The 16,790-nt window shown below is 42.3% G+C and carries 18 protein-coding genes; 10 read left to right on the top strand and 8 right to left on the bottom strand.

The window, feature by feature from the left end:
* Positions 1-66 precede the first annotated feature (66 nt).
* Together pyk and RE476_RS07005 are read left to right on the top strand one after the other, a co-directional pair.
* Positions 67-1,506, top strand: a complete 1,440-nt coding sequence (gene pyk / locus RE476_RS07010) for a pyruvate kinase (RefSeq protein WP_309306949.1) — start codon at positions 67-69, stop codon at positions 1,504-1,506.
* A 171-nt stretch (positions 1,507-1,677) separates the two neighbouring features.
* Complete coding sequence (locus tag RE476_RS07005) at positions 1,678-3,318, top strand: sensor histidine kinase (protein ID WP_309306948.1); 1,641 nt, start codon at positions 1,678-1,680, stop codon at positions 3,316-3,318.
* A gap of 2 nt (positions 3,319-3,320) precedes the next feature.
* Here the strand turns inward: RE476_RS07005 and RE476_RS07000 are convergent, their stop codons facing one another.
* The 4 genes from RE476_RS07000 to RE476_RS06985 all read right to left on the bottom strand — a co-directional run bounded on the left by RE476_RS07000 (position 3,321) and on the right by RE476_RS06985 (position 5,770).
* The gene (locus tag RE476_RS07000; RefSeq protein ID WP_309306947.1) at positions 3,321-4,301 is read right to left on the bottom strand and encodes a formylmethanofuran dehydrogenase; all 981 of its coding nucleotides are present in this window, start codon (positions 4,299-4,301) and stop codon (positions 3,321-3,323) included.
* Positions 4,302-4,305: 4 nt separating this feature from the next.
* Positions 4,306-4,674: an ATP-binding protein gene (locus RE476_RS06995; RefSeq protein ID WP_309306946.1), complete on the bottom strand. Its 369-nt coding sequence runs from the start codon at positions 4,672-4,674 to the stop codon at positions 4,306-4,308.
* A 17-nt stretch (positions 4,675-4,691) separates the two neighbouring features.
* Positions 4,692-4,997: a CGGC domain-containing protein gene (locus RE476_RS06990; RefSeq protein WP_309309570.1), complete on the bottom strand. Its 306-nt coding sequence runs from the start codon at positions 4,995-4,997 to the stop codon at positions 4,692-4,694.
* 113 nt (positions 4,998-5,110) lie between these two features.
* Positions 5,111-5,770 carry a nitrite/sulfite reductase domain-containing protein gene (locus RE476_RS06985; RefSeq protein WP_309306945.1) on the bottom strand — a complete coding sequence of 220 codons (660 nt, stop codon included), beginning with the start codon at positions 5,768-5,770 and terminating at the stop codon, positions 5,111-5,113.
* A gap of 91 nt (positions 5,771-5,861) precedes the next feature.
* Here RE476_RS06985 and RE476_RS06980 point away from each other — a divergent pair, with 91 nt between their 5' ends.
* The 4 genes from RE476_RS06980 (at position 5,862) to RE476_RS06965 (ending at position 8,578) form a co-directional block, all read left to right on the top strand.
* Entirely contained in the window at positions 5,862-6,218 is a 357-nt protein-coding gene (locus RE476_RS06980; protein WP_309306944.1) for a winged helix-turn-helix transcriptional regulator, read from the top strand.
* Positions 6,219-6,248: 30 nt separating this feature from the next.
* A complete protein-coding gene (locus RE476_RS06975; RefSeq protein WP_309306943.1) occupies positions 6,249-6,434 on the top strand; it encodes a PspC domain-containing protein in 186 nt (61 codons plus the stop codon).
* A gap of 226 nt (positions 6,435-6,660) precedes the next feature.
* Complete coding sequence (locus RE476_RS06970) at positions 6,661-7,209, top strand: YbhB/YbcL family Raf kinase inhibitor-like protein (RefSeq protein ID WP_309306942.1); 549 nt, start codon at positions 6,661-6,663, stop codon at positions 7,207-7,209.
* 43 nt (positions 7,210-7,252) lie between these two features.
* Entirely contained in the window at positions 7,253-8,578 is a 1,326-nt protein-coding gene (locus tag RE476_RS06965; RefSeq protein WP_309306941.1) for a glycerate kinase type-2 family protein, read from the top strand.
* On the opposite strand, the gene RE476_RS06960 is transcribed toward RE476_RS06965, so the two are convergent.
* Entirely contained in the window at positions 8,575-9,417 is an 843-nt protein-coding gene (locus RE476_RS06960) for a TatD family hydrolase (protein ID WP_309306940.1), read from the bottom strand. The genes RE476_RS06965 and RE476_RS06960 overlap by 4 nt on opposite strands.
* A 106-nt stretch (positions 9,418-9,523) precedes the next feature.
* Between RE476_RS06960 and RE476_RS06955 the strand changes: the two genes are divergently transcribed.
* Both RE476_RS06955 and RE476_RS06950 read left to right on the top strand, forming a co-directional pair.
* On the top strand, positions 9,524-9,757 hold the full coding sequence (locus RE476_RS06955; RefSeq protein ID WP_309306939.1) for a hypothetical protein: 234 nt from the start codon (positions 9,524-9,526) through the stop codon (positions 9,755-9,757).
* A gap of 175 nt (positions 9,758-9,932) precedes the next feature.
* Positions 9,933-12,158, top strand: a complete 2,226-nt coding sequence (locus RE476_RS06950; protein ID WP_309306938.1) for an NADP-dependent isocitrate dehydrogenase — start codon at positions 9,933-9,935, stop codon at positions 12,156-12,158.
* Between the two features lie 254 nt (positions 12,159-12,412).
* Here RE476_RS06950 and RE476_RS06945 read toward each other — a convergent pair whose 3' ends face one another.
* Positions 12,413-13,768, bottom strand: a complete 1,356-nt coding sequence (locus RE476_RS06945; RefSeq protein WP_309306937.1) for a homocitrate synthase/isopropylmalate synthase family protein — start codon at positions 13,766-13,768, stop codon at positions 12,413-12,415.
* 263 nt (positions 13,769-14,031) lie between these two features.
* Here RE476_RS06945 and RE476_RS06940 point away from each other — a divergent pair, with 263 nt between their 5' ends.
* Positions 14,032-14,535: an ACT domain-containing protein gene (locus RE476_RS06940; protein ID WP_309306936.1), complete on the top strand. Its 504-nt coding sequence runs from the start codon at positions 14,032-14,034 to the stop codon at positions 14,533-14,535.
* Positions 14,536-14,550: 15 nt separating this feature from the next.
* On the opposite strand, the gene RE476_RS06935 is transcribed toward RE476_RS06940, so the two are convergent.
* Both RE476_RS06935 and RE476_RS06930 read right to left on the bottom strand, forming a co-directional pair.
* Positions 14,551-15,759, bottom strand: a complete 1,209-nt coding sequence (locus RE476_RS06935) for an NAD(P)/FAD-dependent oxidoreductase (protein WP_309309569.1) — start codon at positions 15,757-15,759, stop codon at positions 14,551-14,553.
* Positions 15,746-16,450: an HAD family hydrolase gene (locus tag RE476_RS06930; RefSeq protein WP_309306935.1), complete on the bottom strand. Its 705-nt coding sequence runs from the start codon at positions 16,448-16,450 to the stop codon at positions 15,746-15,748. Before RE476_RS06930 ends, RE476_RS06935 begins: the two co-directional genes overlap by 14 nt.
* Before the next feature lie 175 nt (positions 16,451-16,625).
* On the opposite strand from RE476_RS06930, the gene RE476_RS06925 reads away from it, so the two are divergent.
* Positions 16,626-16,769, top strand: a complete 144-nt coding sequence (locus RE476_RS06925) for a hypothetical protein (RefSeq protein WP_309306934.1) — start codon at positions 16,626-16,628, stop codon at positions 16,767-16,769.
* The last annotated feature ends 21 nt before the right edge of the window (positions 16,770-16,790 follow it).

Raw genomic sequence — 16,790 nt, 5'->3', positions numbered from 1 at the left:
TTAATTTAATCAGTTCCATAAGAAATAATGAATTAATTGTTGTTTATCATAAAGGTGGGATAAAGTATGGACTTGCCAGATCATAAAACAAAGATCGTATGTACTATCGGCCCGGCCTCTTCTTCAGAGGATGTGCTACGTGAACTCATTCTGCAGGGCATGAATGTTGCCCGTCTGAATTTCTCTCACGGTGATCTTGATGACCACCGTACTATCATCAAGAGAATAAGGACCATAGCCGGGGAACTCAACAGGGTGGTAGCTATAATGGCAGATCTCCCCGGGCCAAAGATACGGGTAGGAATAATCCAGGATGAACCAATGATACTGGAAAAAGGAGCGCATGTAACTTTGACTTCACGTGACGTTCTCGGAAAGGATTTATTGATCCCTGTTCAGTACAAACAGATCACAGATAGTGTGGTTCCAGGTAGTCCTATTTACCTGAATGATGGCTTCATCCAGCTTGATTGTGTAAGTGTCGAAGGTGAAGATATTCATTGTGAGGTTGTTGTTGGCGGCCCCCTGTTCTCTAAAAAAGGCATCAATTTGCCAGGTTCCCAGATGTTTATCAATCCCATAACCGGAAGGGACCTTGAGATCGTTGACTTCGGACTTGAGGAAGGTTTGAGCATATTCTGCCTGTCATTCATAGAATCAAAAGAGGATATCATACAGGTTCGAAACTATGCGGAAAGCCAGGGCAAAGAAATATTCATAGTTTCAAAGATCGAGAGGGAAGAGGCTGTAAAGAACATAGATGCAATTATCAAAGAGAGCGATGCCATTATGATCGCCCGTGGTGATCTTGGCGTAGAGATCCCGATACAGGATGTTCCTATTGTCCAAAAGAACATTATACATAAGGCAAACCTGATGAGCACGCCGATAATAACCGCAACGCAGATGCTTGAATCAATGACCGGCAATATCCGGCCTACAAGGGCTGAAGCCACAGATGTGGCCAATGCTATTATAGACGGGACAGATGCAGTCATGCTTTCAGCGGAAACTGCAGTAGGAACATATCCGGTTGAAACTGTTAAAATGATGTCTAAAATAGCAAGGTCAACTGAAAAATGGAGGGACCACACTACAATAGGCCTTGAAATGATGAAAAAAGCCATCCATAAAATGCATCCGGGTGTTGAGGATATGATCTCGATACAGGTAAATGATGCACTTCGCAGCCTTCCTATACGTTATGTTATTACGCCTACTGTTTCAGGAAAGACTCCCAGGCATATTTCGAGATTCAGGCCGGATATCTGGATACTTGCCTTTAGCCGCTATCCTCTTACGTGTGAGCAACTTGCAATGCAATATGCAGTTTATCCAGTACTTACCCGCCAGAAGGTGTTCGATTGGGAGGAAACTGCAATGGACGCTTTGAAGAAATCAGACAATATTGGGGAAGGGGATATGGTCATTCTCACCCAGGGTCAGATTTCAGGTCACGGAAAGCCTGGTGGTACTAATCTCCTGAAGTTCATTGTAGTGAAATAATTTCACTCACTTTCTTTTTTTATTACAATGCGTCAAAAACACTAAATATCTTAAGTATTATAGACACATTTGCACTTTAGGGGAGGGGTGTAAATTAGTAAGGGAAAAGCTGGTTGGATTCTGAGGGTAATATTATTTATTTTTGTTCTCAATTCTATTTTTCTTCCGACGGTGAATTGCGAATCCAATGTTTACAAAATTGGTGTTCTTTCTGTTAACGGAGAAAAGGATAATACTATGGAGCAATGGACTCCAACTGCAGAGTATCTGTCAACTAGCATTCCCAATACAACCTTTGAAGTAATTCCTCTTGATTATGATGAATTCTTTTTTGTTATAGACAATGAAGGAATTGATTTTTTCTATTCAAATCCAATGGTTTACGTAGAAATGGCGCGCATCTACGGAGCTGGCAGGATTGCAACTTTCCAGCCGATGTGGGAAAATTCTTCATACGATGGTTTTGGCGGTGTAATTCTCACAAGAGCTGACAGGGACGATATCAATTCTTTGCAGGATCTGAAAGATAAATCTTTTATGGCAGTCAGCGAAGAATCATTTGGTGGATTTCTTGCCGGCGCGGGGGAATTACACCATAATGGTATAAATTACAATACTGATTTTAACGAACTAACATTTGGGAAGACCCATGATAAAGTAGTTCTTTCCATTATCAATGGGGATGTCGATGCTGGAACGGTCCGGACAGGCACCCTGGAAAAAATGGCTCTTGAAGGTAAGATAAATTTAAAGGATATCAAAGTCCTTAATCAGAAGGAATACGAGAACTTTCCACTACTGGTGAGCACAGATATTTACCCTGAATGGATGTTCGGGAAGACCGCTTTAACATCAGATGATATTTCAAATAAAGTATCTATAGCCCTTTTAAGTATGCCTTCAAACAGCAATGCTGCCATTACTCTTGATTCAAGTGGTTGGTCAGTTCCGGCAAGCTATAGTCCTGTGGATAATCTTATGAAAGAACTCAGGGTTAGCTTATATGTAGATTACGGAAAAGTATCTCCTACGCAGGCAATTATCCAGTACTGGTATGTTTTAGCTCTCATATTTATGCTTTTTATTATTTTTGAAGTGCATTCCCGTTGGATGCTGGAGAAAGCAAAAAAATCAAAACTTGAGGATTCAAACGAACTAAAGGACCTTTTCGCAGATATTATGAGACATGACCTGTTAAATCCTGCAGGTATTGTCAAAGGTTTTAGTGATGTGCTGTACATGAAAGAAATGGATGTTGAGAAAAAAGAAACACTCAAAATAATAAGCGAACAGACCGATCATCTGATATCAATGATAAGTTCTGCCGCAAAACTCTCAAAACTTGAATCATACGAAGAGATGAAATTTGAAACAAATGATGTTGGTATTATATTATGGGATGTTGTCGGTAGTTTTTCTCCAGAATTTAGAAAAAAGGACATTAAACTTGACTTCGAGCTCAAAGGAGAATATCCTTCCAGAATAAACGATATAATTGAGGATGTTTTTTCCAATTTGATATCCAATGCTCTCAAATATAGTCCTTCAGGTAGTACTATTAGGGTGGAAATTGCTGAAATTGGCAAAAGCTGGAAAATAATGGTGGCAGATGAAGGGGATGGAATTCCGGATGAAGCCAAGCCATACATTTTTGAGAGATTCAAAAGAGCTGACAAAAAAGGTATAAAAGGATCCGGTCTTGGTCTTGCAATTGTCAAAAGAATAGTTGACATCCACAATGGCACTGTTGGTGTTGAAGACAATCCGCAGGGTAAAGGCTCCGTTTTCTGGGTAATGCTGGATAAAGCATGAAGTCAGTCGATCCTACGCATAATAATGGACCCGTCACGCATGTGAACTTCCGCATATTTCTGTTTTTCTTCTTCTGGCTCATACTTGTTGTAGAGCATTGATTCAACTCTTCCGGCATCCATCATCTCTCTAATGAGTGAACTGTCCTCTCCTTTCATTCTGGACTTTGCAGCAGGAGGGCTTGTTTTGGCCTTATTCTTTGAGTATATGGAACCACCTTCCATTCCCGCACCAATGAAACCCTTAGCACTCAGGAAAATGAGTTTTCCGTCTTTCATATATGCTCCGGCAAATTCCCCCACATCTCCATGGACCACCACAGTTCCTCCGTTAAGGTGTGAACCAGTGTTCATGCCTGCATTTCCGTTCACGATAACAGTAGCTTTCTTTGCAAGTATTCCCGTTCCATTGTATGCATCTCCTTCTATGATGACCTTCGCATCACATGGACACCTGGCAGCAACAGTACCTCTGGATATACCGTCCTTAAGGATCAGTGTTCTTTGCTTTTCGTTAAAGTCGTTATCTATGAGCTTATCCTCGCCGAGACCATTACAGAGGACATCTGTGATCGAGCGGAATTTTCGATAATCCTGCACATCAGATTCGAGTTCCACTATATTCCCAATCGGATATCCGATATTGCCTTTGATATACAGAGTTCCGGCAACCATGCCCATGCCGGCTTCAGGGCCGACATCTCCCTGGATGAATATCCTGCCTGTTTTTTCAGCTTCTCCGTTCCCTCCGAAGTGCTTCAGGTCTGCTCCCATACTGTAAGCAAAATTCTTTGCCACATTGCCTTTGATACGAACCTCGCCCCCTGTCCTAATTTCATTGACGAGGTCCCTGTAAGTAAGTTTTGTACCATTCTGGTCTGGTATCAGTGAATCGGGATCAAGACTTTTGTTATGCCAATGAAAATTGAAAGTGTAGTCGCAGAGGTAGTCTGCGTCCTTGCTAAGTTCGATCTCAATTGCCATTATCTCATCCGTGGATAAGTTTTGGAAGACATCTTGTGCAAACCCAGAGACTTTCCATGTTATGTCTTACAGGCATCAGGTAATTATTATCCTCGCCACAGCCGCAACTGAAACAGTGAATTGAAATATCTGTCTTTTTTGGCTGTGATTCGGCTTTCCTCAGGTCAAAGGGAATAGCCTCTCTTTTTTCGATGGTGATTGCGCCTTCAGGACAAACTCCTATGCAGAATCCCATTCCGTCGCAGAGTTCTTCTGAAACGACCTTTGCCTTTCCATTAATTATCTGTATAGCTCCTTCAGCACAGGGAGATACGCATTTTCCACATCCGGTACATTTATCTTCATCTATTTTGACTATCATTCTCTGGCTCATATTCTAATCTCCATGTGTTAGTGATGTGTTCCTTCCACAAGTTTTATTCCTGCATTTTCAACTGTTCTCTTTATCTCATCGATGTGCGGACATTTTGGATAGTTCTCCATTTGCATACAGGAACTCAGATGGATAACATCCACTCCGCGTTTCTTAAGTGATTTCAACAGGCGGTATATCCTGCGGCCGGAGCAGCCACCACATGTGAAAAAGGCAACCATCTCTGTATTCTCTTCATAATCACTAAAGTGCATTCTCTTTTTATTGAATGCCATGAAACATCCTACTCCCGGACATGCTTCCGAGACTATGTCGCATCTTATTACTGCAATTCTTGTTGCCGGTTTAGCATCTTCGATAATAACAACTCCGTTTTTAAAGGAACATATAAAAAGAAAGAAAACAAGGGGCTAATTCCCCCTTAAAAATATCTAAATTATAAGCCGATCTCTTCCTTGAACTTGTCAATTCCCATTTCATCAATTACTCTGCTAAGACGGTGTTTTGAACCATTGGTCTTAGTAAAGCTGATGATCTTATCTACGAGCGCAAGGACGTCATCTTCACTTAATTCATCTGCGATGACATCAGCAAGTCTTGGTTTGATAGCTGCATTTCCACCAACCATGACTGTGTATCCTTTTGGTGTACCCATGATACCGATATCTTTGATGGCGGGTTCTGAGCATGAGTTCATACATCCGGAAACAGCCATCTTGAATTTGGATGGGAGCGGCATTCCGTGGTATTTCTCATCAAGTTTTAATCCAAGACTTACAGCATCCTGTTGTCCACGCTTACAGAATGTAGTACCAGGGCATATCTTTATACTTCTTACACAAAGTCCGATGGCAGCACCTGGCTTAATTCCAAGGTCTTCCCAGGCTTTGTCGATATCGTCTTCTTTCAATCCTACAATAGCAACTCTCTGGGAAGAGGTTACTTTTAATGTTGCGGCTCCATATTTCTTTGCAACGTCTGCAATTTTACCGAGTTGTTCTGCTGAAACAATTCCGCCAGGCAGGTGCGGTGCAATTGCATATGTTTCCTGGTCTCTCTGCAGGATTGCTCCCTTTTCAAGTAAATCTTTTGCCATATTGGTCACTCCTTCTTCCAAAATTCTTTTCTGGATAATAAGTATATTACGGATACTCACTTATATATTGGGTGGTTTCTTATAAGATACTATGAAAGATTGTACTATCTACAAAACGGTCGATATTGTCGGCAAAAAATGGTCTTTATGCATTATGCACGAGTTGTACAAGGGGGAAAACAGGCATAAACGGTTCAACGAGCTTAAGAATAAATTGCAGGACGTGACCCCGAAAACCCTTTCTACAAGATTGAAAGAACTGGAAGAGCATGGCCTTGTTGATAAGAAGGTGGATGATTCAGTGTTTCCTATCAAATCAGAATACTCCCTAACTGAAAGTGGCGAGGAGTTCCTGAATATATTGCAGAACATCAAAAAATGGGGTCTTAAATGGCAGTTCGATAATCCGGAATGTTGCGGGACCAACTGCAAGACCTGCGATCTTTGATATTGATCATTACTGTTATGGTGGGTAAATATGGAAAATAAATTGAGACGCTCAAGAAATGACCGGATGCTTGCAGGAGTATGTGCCGGTCTTGGTGAATATCTTGAAGTTGATCCTGTAGTTGTAAGACTTTTGTGGGCTGTAGGTACTTTCTTCAGTTTAGGCACCGGACTTCTTATATATGTGCTTGCATGGATCATAATTCCAGAGGAATAATATCAGAATCACTCTCCGGAATCTGATATTCCATAAATATATTCATTTTTCACTGTATCCAAAAACAATAAATAGACAGCAATTAGTGTATTATCTGTGGGATAATATGCCAGGGTTTAGCCAGTCATATCAATGTTTAAAAGACGATGGCAGACTTATTTGCCGTTTAATCACAATATCGGCAATAATATTGCTATTGTTACTAACTTTATCTTTTTCAGGTTGTGTGGAACCCTCCGGTGAAGATCCTGATGTTGTTCCTGATGTATATGAGACTAACAATTCTGCGACAAATTCTTCCATGCTGGAAGATACTCTATCCGGTAATGGCTCTATAGGTGCATTATCCATATCCAGTTCTGCTTTTGAAAATGGAAGTTTTATTCCGGAAATATATACTTGTGATGGGGACAATATCAATCCTCCACTGGAGGCACTTGGTGTTTCAGGGGATACAGTCTCGCTTTTATTGATCATGGATGACCCTGATGCACCAATTGGAACTTTTACACACTGGGTTGTCTGGAATATCGACCCTGAAACGCAAATTGCTGAAAACAGTATTCCGGGTATAGAGGGAGCAAATGGTGCAAATAAGGTGTCTTACACCGGTCCATGTCCTCCTTCAGGCACTCACAGGTATTTCTTCAAATTCTATGCACTTGACACGGACCTGGGTATTGAAAGTGGTTCTGACAGGAGTCTTGTGGAAGATGCCATGAAAGGTCATGTTATTGCTTACGGGGAACTGATTGGAGTATACAGTCGTTCCTGAATCCATCAAATCCTTGTAATACTTTAAATACGGATGATACCATATGGCTGAAAAAATGAGAAACGATGCTAATTCTATATTGTCAGAGGCAATCTCTGCAGTGGATCCTTCTGCCTGTATTTACAGGGCTATGAACAAGGATGGTAAGAATATTATCATCAATAATCGTTCCTATGACCTTTCACGTTATAATAACATATATGCCGTAGCCTTCGGAAAAGCTGCGATATCCATGTCAAAAGCAATTGAGGATATCCTTGGTGATTCTCTTACAGATGGCATCGCTGTAACTAAACATGGTTTTGGTGGTTCACTTGTAAAGATGAAGGTCTATGAGTCAGGTCACCCGATGCCAGATGAACATAGCGTTGCTGCAGGGAAAATAGTTCATAGTTTTCTTGAGCGCACTGGTGAGAAGGACCTTATATTTTTCCTTATCTCCGGTGGCGGTTCGGCTCTTATCACGCTTCCGCGTAAAGGCGTAGCTATAACTGATATTGTAAAACTCACCGATTATCTCACGCGTGCCGGTGCTACAATTGATGAACTTAACACAATAAGAAAGCACCTATGTTCCATAAAAGGTGGCGGACTTGCCAAAATGGCCTATCCTTCTGAATCTGTGAGTCTCATTCTTTCCGATGTTGTAGGGGATCCGCTGGATGTTATTGCATCCGGACCTACCGTTCCCGACACATCCACTTTTAGTGAGTTCAATGAGATCGTGGAAAGGTACGATCTGAAATTATCTCCTGCTGTGAGCGGCTTGCTTGAAGATGGTCTTGAAGGCGTGATAGAGGAAACTCCTAAATTGGGAGCCACTGTTTTTGAAAAAACCTCTCATTATCTGGTTGGCAATAATGCCCTTGCTTTACAGGAAGCACAAAAAAAGGCATCTGAGCTAGGGTATAATACCATGGTCCTTTCTTCATCCATAGTTGGTGAGGCAAGGGAGGTTGCAAAGGTCTTTGCTTCAATTGCAAGGGAAGAAAGGTTAAGAGGTACTCCTTTGCCACTTCCTGCATGTATTCTTGCTGGCGGTGAGACTACAGTTACTATGAAAGGAAAGGGGCTGGGTGGAAGATGTCAGGAAATGGCTCTTTCTTTTGGTATAGAGGTTTCCGATCTTGAAGGAGTTCTTTTGCTTGCGGCCGGTACGGATGGCAATGATGGCACTACTGATCATGCCGGTGCCTTTGCAGACGGTGATACTGTACAGCGGGGGAAAAATCTGCAGATCGATGCAAGACACGAGCTTTATGACAACAATTCCTATGTTTTCTTCAAGGAAACAGGTGACCTTATAACTACAGGTCCGACAGGCACCAATGTAATGGATATCTATATGGTCCTTGTTGACAGGTTCTAGAGCTCGATATCAACGTCGTAGACCTTTTCGGGATTTTCTTTATGGATCTTCCAGAAAGGTTCTTCTCCAAACTGTTCTACAAGCTTCAATGTCTTTCTTGGTATTGTTTTTGGTCCGAGCACCGCTCCTGGCCTTTCGGGGTCATCTATATAATCGGTTTCCATCATGAACCGCGTACCCTGTTGCAGTGCTTCCTCAATGGCATCTTTGCCTGCCAGCACTCCGGGGAATATGCCCAGGCGTTCACAAATATCAACAAGTGGCGGTGCGTAATGTTTGACCACTTTGTGCAGTTTGATGCCGGTCTTTTTTGCCCGTTCTGTTATGTCGATAAGTTCCGGCTCCCCTACATTTTCTGTGTGTAACTGTACGGCACAGTCAAGGTCAGCGGCCAGCGTGAATGCATATTCCATAACCTCATTTGAAGCATTCCACACTTCAGGGCTTACCGGGTAATGCGGTCTTCCGCTCTTAAGTCCCACAGCAAGTCCTCTTTTCACATAGTCCGCCGCAATGTCCAGTCCACCCTTCATGGTTTCAACAGCTTTTTGAAGTTCCATGTATTCGGTTAGCTTTGAAATCTCTGCCGGATGCACTCCCAGAACCGGGAATGATGTAACGCCTGTTTCATTGATCTGGCGTGAGATGTTAACGGTTTCTTCAAAGACTGCGATCTGGTCTTCAGGCTTCGTGACCTTTATACCAAGGGTCCAGCTTGGTTTCATAACAAGAAAAATATGTGTTCCGCCTGTGTTCTGGAACTCCTTTACAGCTTTGAGACCTTTTGCCCTTGGGTCAATGTGCATGTGCTCGTCCGTTATGGGGAAACTCTGTTTCATGCTGTTCTGTATGTTGTTACTTACCTAAAATTGTAATGCCATATGATTCGGATGACCATTGTTGACCGTGAATAGCTATAAATGACCGTAACATCAATACAGGCCTATGAACTTGAAGCCCTTTTTGACAAGGAAGGAAGTATGGCTCAGTCTGCTTTCGTTGCTTGGTCAGTTGATGATTGTATCCATTACTTCTTTCATGCTGCTGAATACGGATATTTCCATGGAGAGGGCTGCTATCCTGGTAATTGTGATACTTGGATTTGCTTTTGTTATCGCAGTGACCATCCTGAGACTATTGAACCTTGCAAAGGTCATGGGTCTTTATTGTAAGGAATAAACTTTCAATTTTTTTAGTACCCATGTTTGCTTTCTGGGTATGAAATATATATGATGTCGTCGTCAATAAAGCGATTTGAATTTTCATATTATAATTTACGATTCCTGTCAAATTACAATTTGTTAAAAAACGTATTGATTTTGAGCAATATTAATTTACAGAGAAAAGGGTTAACATGGCACAGAAATCGACAATCATTTATACGAAAACCGATGAAGCTCCGGCTTTGGCAACTAGTTCGCTCCTGCCTATTTTACAGGCTTATGTGAAAAACGCCGGGATCACTATGGAAACGAGGGATATCTCCCTGGCGGGAAGGATCATTGCCCAGTTTCCCGAAAGACTGACAGAGGACCAGAAGATTTCCGATGCCCTTTCCGAATTAGGAGAGATGGTCTTAACTCCTGAAGCCAACATTATCAAACTACCCAATATCAGTGCTTCAGTTCCCCAGATCAAAGCCACAGTCGCAGAACTCCAGGCTAAGGGATATGATCTGCCCGATTATCCCGAAAATCCTTCTAATGATGAAGAAAAGGCGATCAAAGCTAAATTCGATATTGTCAAGGGCAGTGCTGTTAACCCGGTACTTAGAGAAGGGAATTCTGACCGCAGAGCTCCCAAAGCTGTAAAAAATTATGCGAAAAAACATCCCCATTCCATGGGAGAATGGAAGTTCGATTCCAAATCCCATGTAGCCAGCATGACCGGCGGAGATTTTTACGGCAGTGAGAAATCTGTTGAAATTGAAGAAGCTACCAATTACAGAATTTTCTTTACAGATGACGCTGATAATAAAACACTATTAAAAGACAAAGCCCCTCTTCAGGCCGGAGAGATAATTGATGCAGCTGTTATGAACAAAAAAGCGCTTCAGGCATTTCTGGCTGAACAGATAGAAGATGCCAAAGCTAACGATGTCTTATTCTCCGTTCATTTGAAAGCGACAATGATGAAAGTTTCTGACCCTATTATCTTCGGTCATGTGGTTAAGGTCTTCTTTAAAGAGATATTTGATAAATATGGTGATCTGCTTTCAGAATTGGGTGTAGATCCCAACAACGGACTGGGTGATCTCTATACAAAGATCCAGAATCTGCCTGAAGACAAACAGGCTGAGATCAAAGCAGATATAGAAGCTGTGTATGCAAAGAGACCGGCATTGGCTATGGTTAACTCCGATAAGGGAATTACCAATCTCCATGTTCCCAGCGATGTTATCGTCGATGCTTCCATGCCTGCAGCAATCCGCTCATCAGGCGGTATGTGGGGACCAGACGGGAAACTGAAAGATATGAAAGCCATAATTCCAGACCGCTCTTATTCGGGAGTTTATCAGGAAACTATTGAGTTCTGTCAAAAACACGGTGCCTTTGATCCATCAAAAATGGGAAGCGTTTCCAATGTGGGGCTTATGGCACAAAAAGCTGAAGAATATGGCTCACATGACAAGACCTTTGAGATGACTGGTACAGGAAAAGTTCAAGTTATCGATGACAACAATAATGTACTCATTGAACAGCCGGTAGAGGAAGGAGATATCTTCCGCATGTGTCAGGTGAAAGACGCACCCGTCCAGGACTGGGTCAAGCTGGCCGTCAAGCGAGCCAAAGCGACAGGCACTCCTGCAGTCTTCTGGCTCGATGAGAACAGAGCTCACGACTTACAGCTCATTAAAAAAGTGAACAAATATTTGGAAGATCATGATACTGATGGTCTGGAACTATTGATCAAATCTCCCGTTGAAGCCACTAGGTTTTCATTGGAGAGAATTAAAGAGGGCAAAGATACGATCTCTGTGACTGGAAATGTTTTGAGGGATTATCTGACAGACCTCTTCCCTATTTTGGAATTGGGAACCAGTGCGAAAATGCTATCGATCGTTCCCCTAATGAATGGCGGTGGACTTTTCGAGACAGGTGCCGGCGGTTCGGCACCCAAACATGCACAACAATTTGAATCGGAAGGTCACTTGCGTTGGGACTCCCTGGGAGAATTCCTGGCCTTAGCTGCTTCTCTGGAGCATCTGGATAACACTTTTGATAATCCTAAAGCTCTGGTTTTAGCAGAAACATTGGATAAAGCGACAGAGCTGGTTCTGGAAAACGGAAGATCACCTTCCCGAAAAGTGAATGAGATCGATACCAGAGGATCTCATTTTTATCTGGCACTGTATTGGGCCCAGGCTCTGGCTGATCAGGAGAAAGATAGCGAATTAAAAGCGATTTTTGAACCTGTAGCTAAAGCTCTGATGGAAAATGAAGAGAAGATTGCCACTGAGTTGTTAGAAGCTCAGGGCAAAGCTATGGATATCAAAGGATACTACGCTCCGGATGAGGAGTTGAAATCCCGGGCCATGAGACCTAGTGCGATTTTGAATGGGATTATCGATTCCATTTAATTTTATTGTGGGAACAAAAGGAAAGCCCCGGTTTCGGCAGGGGCTTTTTAGTATCTAATATCCAGCGCCTGCGGCAATGCAAAGATGAGCGAAATGACCGAAGCTATTGCAAAGTACGTCGAAGCTGAGATGAAGTAATTTCATCTCCTATACTTTTTTAAATTAATTTACTAATTAAAAAAGAGTCTTGGTGGATATTTCCACCAAAAATAATTATTTGCTGTCATTAATGAAAGCAGTCATTTTTTTTAAGTTCAGTCTACAAGATCATGCATACGGGCTTTAGTGTTTCCTAAAGTGTCGTTTGAATCTGAATCTTCGTCACCGTTCTCTTCATCTTCCTTGCGGTGCATGTCCTTGCTGACCATGGGGTTGAACATGAAGTACTTCTTCACGTACGCCATGACCTCTTCATCGGATATGCAGGAAACCCTTTTCTCATCATTGTAGAGCTTCTGGATCTCAGCCTGGATAGCTCGCAGACGCTTGTCGTCCTTTCCTATCTCTATCTCTACATCCATCAGTTCATTCAGTGTTTCCTGTACCTTATACCTCAGTACTTCTATACCAGAGGAGTCACCTATGAGGAATATCCTTTTTCCACCGACGATCTCAGGTGGATATGGTTCGTATGTGAATGGGTTCTTGATGACGCCTGCAGAGTGGATGCCTGATTCATGGGCGAATACATTGTTGCCCACAACTGACTTGTTCCTTGGTACACGAATACCAATCTCTCTTTCCATGAACTTTGCAAATTCTACAAGACATTCAAGGTTATACTTGTCAAATCCTTCTATGCGTCTTGCAAGGAATAGCAGGAGTTTCTCCATCTCTGCATTACCTGCCCTTTCTCCTATTCCCAGGAAGGTCACGTTTGACCAGTTTGCACCGTGCCAGTATCCTGCAATGGAGTTGGCAACAGCAAGACCAAAGTCATCGTGACAGTGGGTCTCGATGTTCTTCACATTGAGCTCATCCTTCAGGTATTGTACAATTGAAGGCATGCCGAATGGCTCATCAACGCCAACAAATGGTATTCCGAATCCGATAGTGTCACATATACGAATGGTACAATCAGGGTCGATGTCCATTATCTTCTTAACAAGTGGGTATGTGAAATCATAATTGTCAGCACGGGTCATATCTTCGATATGTGCTCTGGTGCGCAGACCATGGTCTACTGCATACTGAAGTGCAGTGAGGTATTTTTCTTCGGCTGCCTCACGTGTAGGCAGTCCCATCTTATCAAAGATGTGTGGGTCAGAGACTGACATCAGAATGCCGGTTTCTTCTATGCCGTCAATGTTGAGGACCATATCGATATCAGCAGGGTTTGCACGTGCCCATCCGGTGATCTCGGGGAATTCATATCCTTGATCCATCATGAGTTTGATAGCTTTTCTATCTCTGTCGTTATAGACAAAAGTCTCAAGTTTTTCTATCCCTATCTTGTGCAGGTAATTGTATATCTGGAACTTCTGCTGGCTTTTCATCACAATACCGGGCATCTGTGCTCCGTCCCTGATCGTGCTGTCGCTAATAGATACTTCCTGCCCAAGTGGCAATTTTATTTTTGGAAGGTCTTCATAATCTTTGTATATTTTCATTCAATACCTCCTTTGGTGTAAATCGTGAAGATCCCGGAATTTATGATCAATTGTAGAAATGAGTTAATGTCAATATTCTAATATCACATCAGAAAACGATTATAATCCGGATGATTATCTTTATTGAAAGATGAATTACAGAATGTTATACACGACCTCATACTTAAAATGTCTTTTCTTTGTCAAGTTATCTATATTCTATTAGTCCGTATCATATTTAATTAACCTTAAATCTTTATAATTTAAAGGATTACATGATGAATATGTGGAGCACATTACTCAGCAAGTTTGAAAAATACCCTGCCCAGCAAAAGGTCTTAAAGCTTATTTTTGAACGTGGTTTTCAGGTCAATGATGAGGGCAAGGTTACCTCAGGTGCCATAGAGATAGCACACACACAACTTGCAAGGGAAGCAGGTGTTGACAGGCGTGTTGTGGATTCCACTACCGAAGTAATACTTTCCGATGAACTGCTGAGAAAGGTCTTCCAGAATGTGAGATCAATACCTTTCCTTCGTGATGTTGCGCCTCTGATGGGACAGGGTGTTGTGATTATCACACCAGATGATGCTTCCCACAAAGGAATAATCTCTGAGGTCTCCACGGTTATAGCGCAGCACAATATCAGTATCCGACAGGCAGTATCTGATGATCCTTTCTTTGTCACTGAGGCAAAACTAACCATAATTACAGATACCAAGGTTCCGGGCAGCATTGTGGAAGAACTGCTCAAACTGGATTCCGTAAAAGGCGTAAGTATCTACTAGGGTGAACTCACTCATTCAAAGAACAGCTTTTGCAAATGCGCCAAAGACCTTTAACATATGCACCGATCTTGAAGGGTGCAACATTTTCTTTATGAGTATTGATGGATGGTCCATGTCCCCATAGCGTGTTATGGTGTCAAGTATAGCGGGATTGTTCATAGAACCTATCAGTCCGTCAAGCTCATTGTCATCAAGTCCACCGATAAAGCGGTGTATTCTCATGCCCATTGCAAGCTCTTTTCCAATTTCAGTCCGCCATCTTTTATCATACTCAGAGAGGAAACTCACTGAACTGTCTTCTTCAGCAACAGCTTTTGCGGCTATTTCCCCTGCTATCTTCGCACAGACTGCGCCTGTATATATTCCTCCGCCGGATGTGGGCTTTACCTGCCCGGCTGCATCCCCAACCACAAGTACACCATCAGAGTATGTCTTTTCAAGTGGTCCGAGGGGTATTCCTCCCATCACAAGGTCAAGTTTTCCTCCTCCATATCTCGAGGCAATATGGGGATTATTTGCCAGCAGTTTCTCAAGGGTCTGACTCGCTACGGCCGCATGCTGGTATTTAGGGTCAATTGCCATCCCTATGCGGGAAATGTTCTCATCCACAGGAACTGACCATGCAAAGAAACCAGGTGCCTGTGAACCAACGAACAATTCCACAAAATCGGTATCATCTGAACGATAAGGTACTTCTGCCTGTATTCCTGACAATACCTTACTAACATTTCCAAGGCCCGCCATTTTTGCCACCTTGCTGCGAACACCGTCTGCAGCGATGACAACCTTTGCTTCTACTGTTTCAGATTGTCCATTTCTGACTAATGATACTCTTTGTTTGCCGTCTGCTTTTTCAATACCATTTACTCTTGAGTTCAGCCACAGGTCAACATCTTTTTCAATTGCCATGGCAGCAAGACGGCGGTCGAACATCTTCCTGGAAACAACATAGGCCTTTGTCTTTTTCCCGTCTATGGGCAGACAGTCTCCATTCATCGGATGCACAAAGGCACCTCTTACTGAATTAAATACAAAATCACCCGAGGGCTTGAGATCACATTCACTGACGGCCCGGGTACTTAGCAGTCCGGTGCATCCCACGGGGCTTCCTACAAATGCATGGTCTTCTACCATCAATGTCCGTGCCCCGTGCATGGAAGCATACCTTGCGGCAGTTGAGCCGATAGGCCCGGCTCCGACAACAATTACATCATATTCCGTCATTTTCACATTTATTCCCATTCTGAATGATTGCGAGCAGGTCCCTGAAATTATTGATCACATGGTCTGGTTTTTCTTCTACGAATTGACTGTCAACAGGGGGGTTGCAGTCTCCATATACTGCATACACGGCCATCATCCCGATTTGTTTTGATGGGCTGATGTCCCTTCGGAGACTGTCTCCCACAAAAAGAGTTTCATGAGCCGCAAGTCCCATTGAATCAAGTGCATACATGAAAGGTTCATGGGAAGGCTTCTTCCATCCTGTCATATCGAAAGTGAAAAGGGAATCAAAGCAACCACACAGATCAACTTTCTGAAGCCTTTTTCGGGCATTCATTTTGTCGGCATCTGTGAGTATTCCAATACTAAGTTCCATGCTCTTTAGCTCAAGCATGGTTCTTTTCACATCAGGATAAAGTTCAATGGTGTGGATCTTCTCTCTCTGGTATATCGTACAGCATTCCTGGAAAATCTCTTGAGAGTATAAGTCATATTCTACCAGGTAATCACTGATATTTTCCACGTCCTCAAATCCATACTTATCCCTGCGGAAATAAGATAATAGCTCATGTGGGTCACCTGTTCCAATATGTTTTATAATGGCCGTACAGGCAGCTATTTTGGCTTTCACAAAATCAAAAAGGGTGTTGTCCATATCAAAAATGACGCCTTTTATCTTTTTTTCTTTCATGTCTTCATCCTGTCTTTGAGATTCTGTGGTAATTTGTTTACCCGGAATAATGCCGCATTAATATATGATATATTCGTTTAGCTTGAACCTGATTAAAAGAATGTTTATATATAATAAATTAATATATTTATATAAATGGTTTTATTATTGAATTCTTAAATCGACGAGGGAAATTATGGTTACTGGCATGCAATTGAAGCAGAAAGATGACGCCTATACGGACATGCAGATGTCAGCATCTGATGTGAATTCCTCTCTACAAAAGGAAGAAGAAGGTTTCTATTCCTCATGTGGTCAGGCTTTCATACGCATAAAATAAAAGTAATATTTCACAGTTCAT

Origin of the sequence: Methanolobus mangrovi, from assembly GCF_031312535.1 — an archaeon.
GTDB lineage: Archaea > Halobacteriota > Methanosarcinia > Methanosarcinales > Methanosarcinaceae > Methanolobus > Methanolobus mangrovi.
This window is presented reverse-complemented; position numbering and strand designations above follow the sequence as displayed.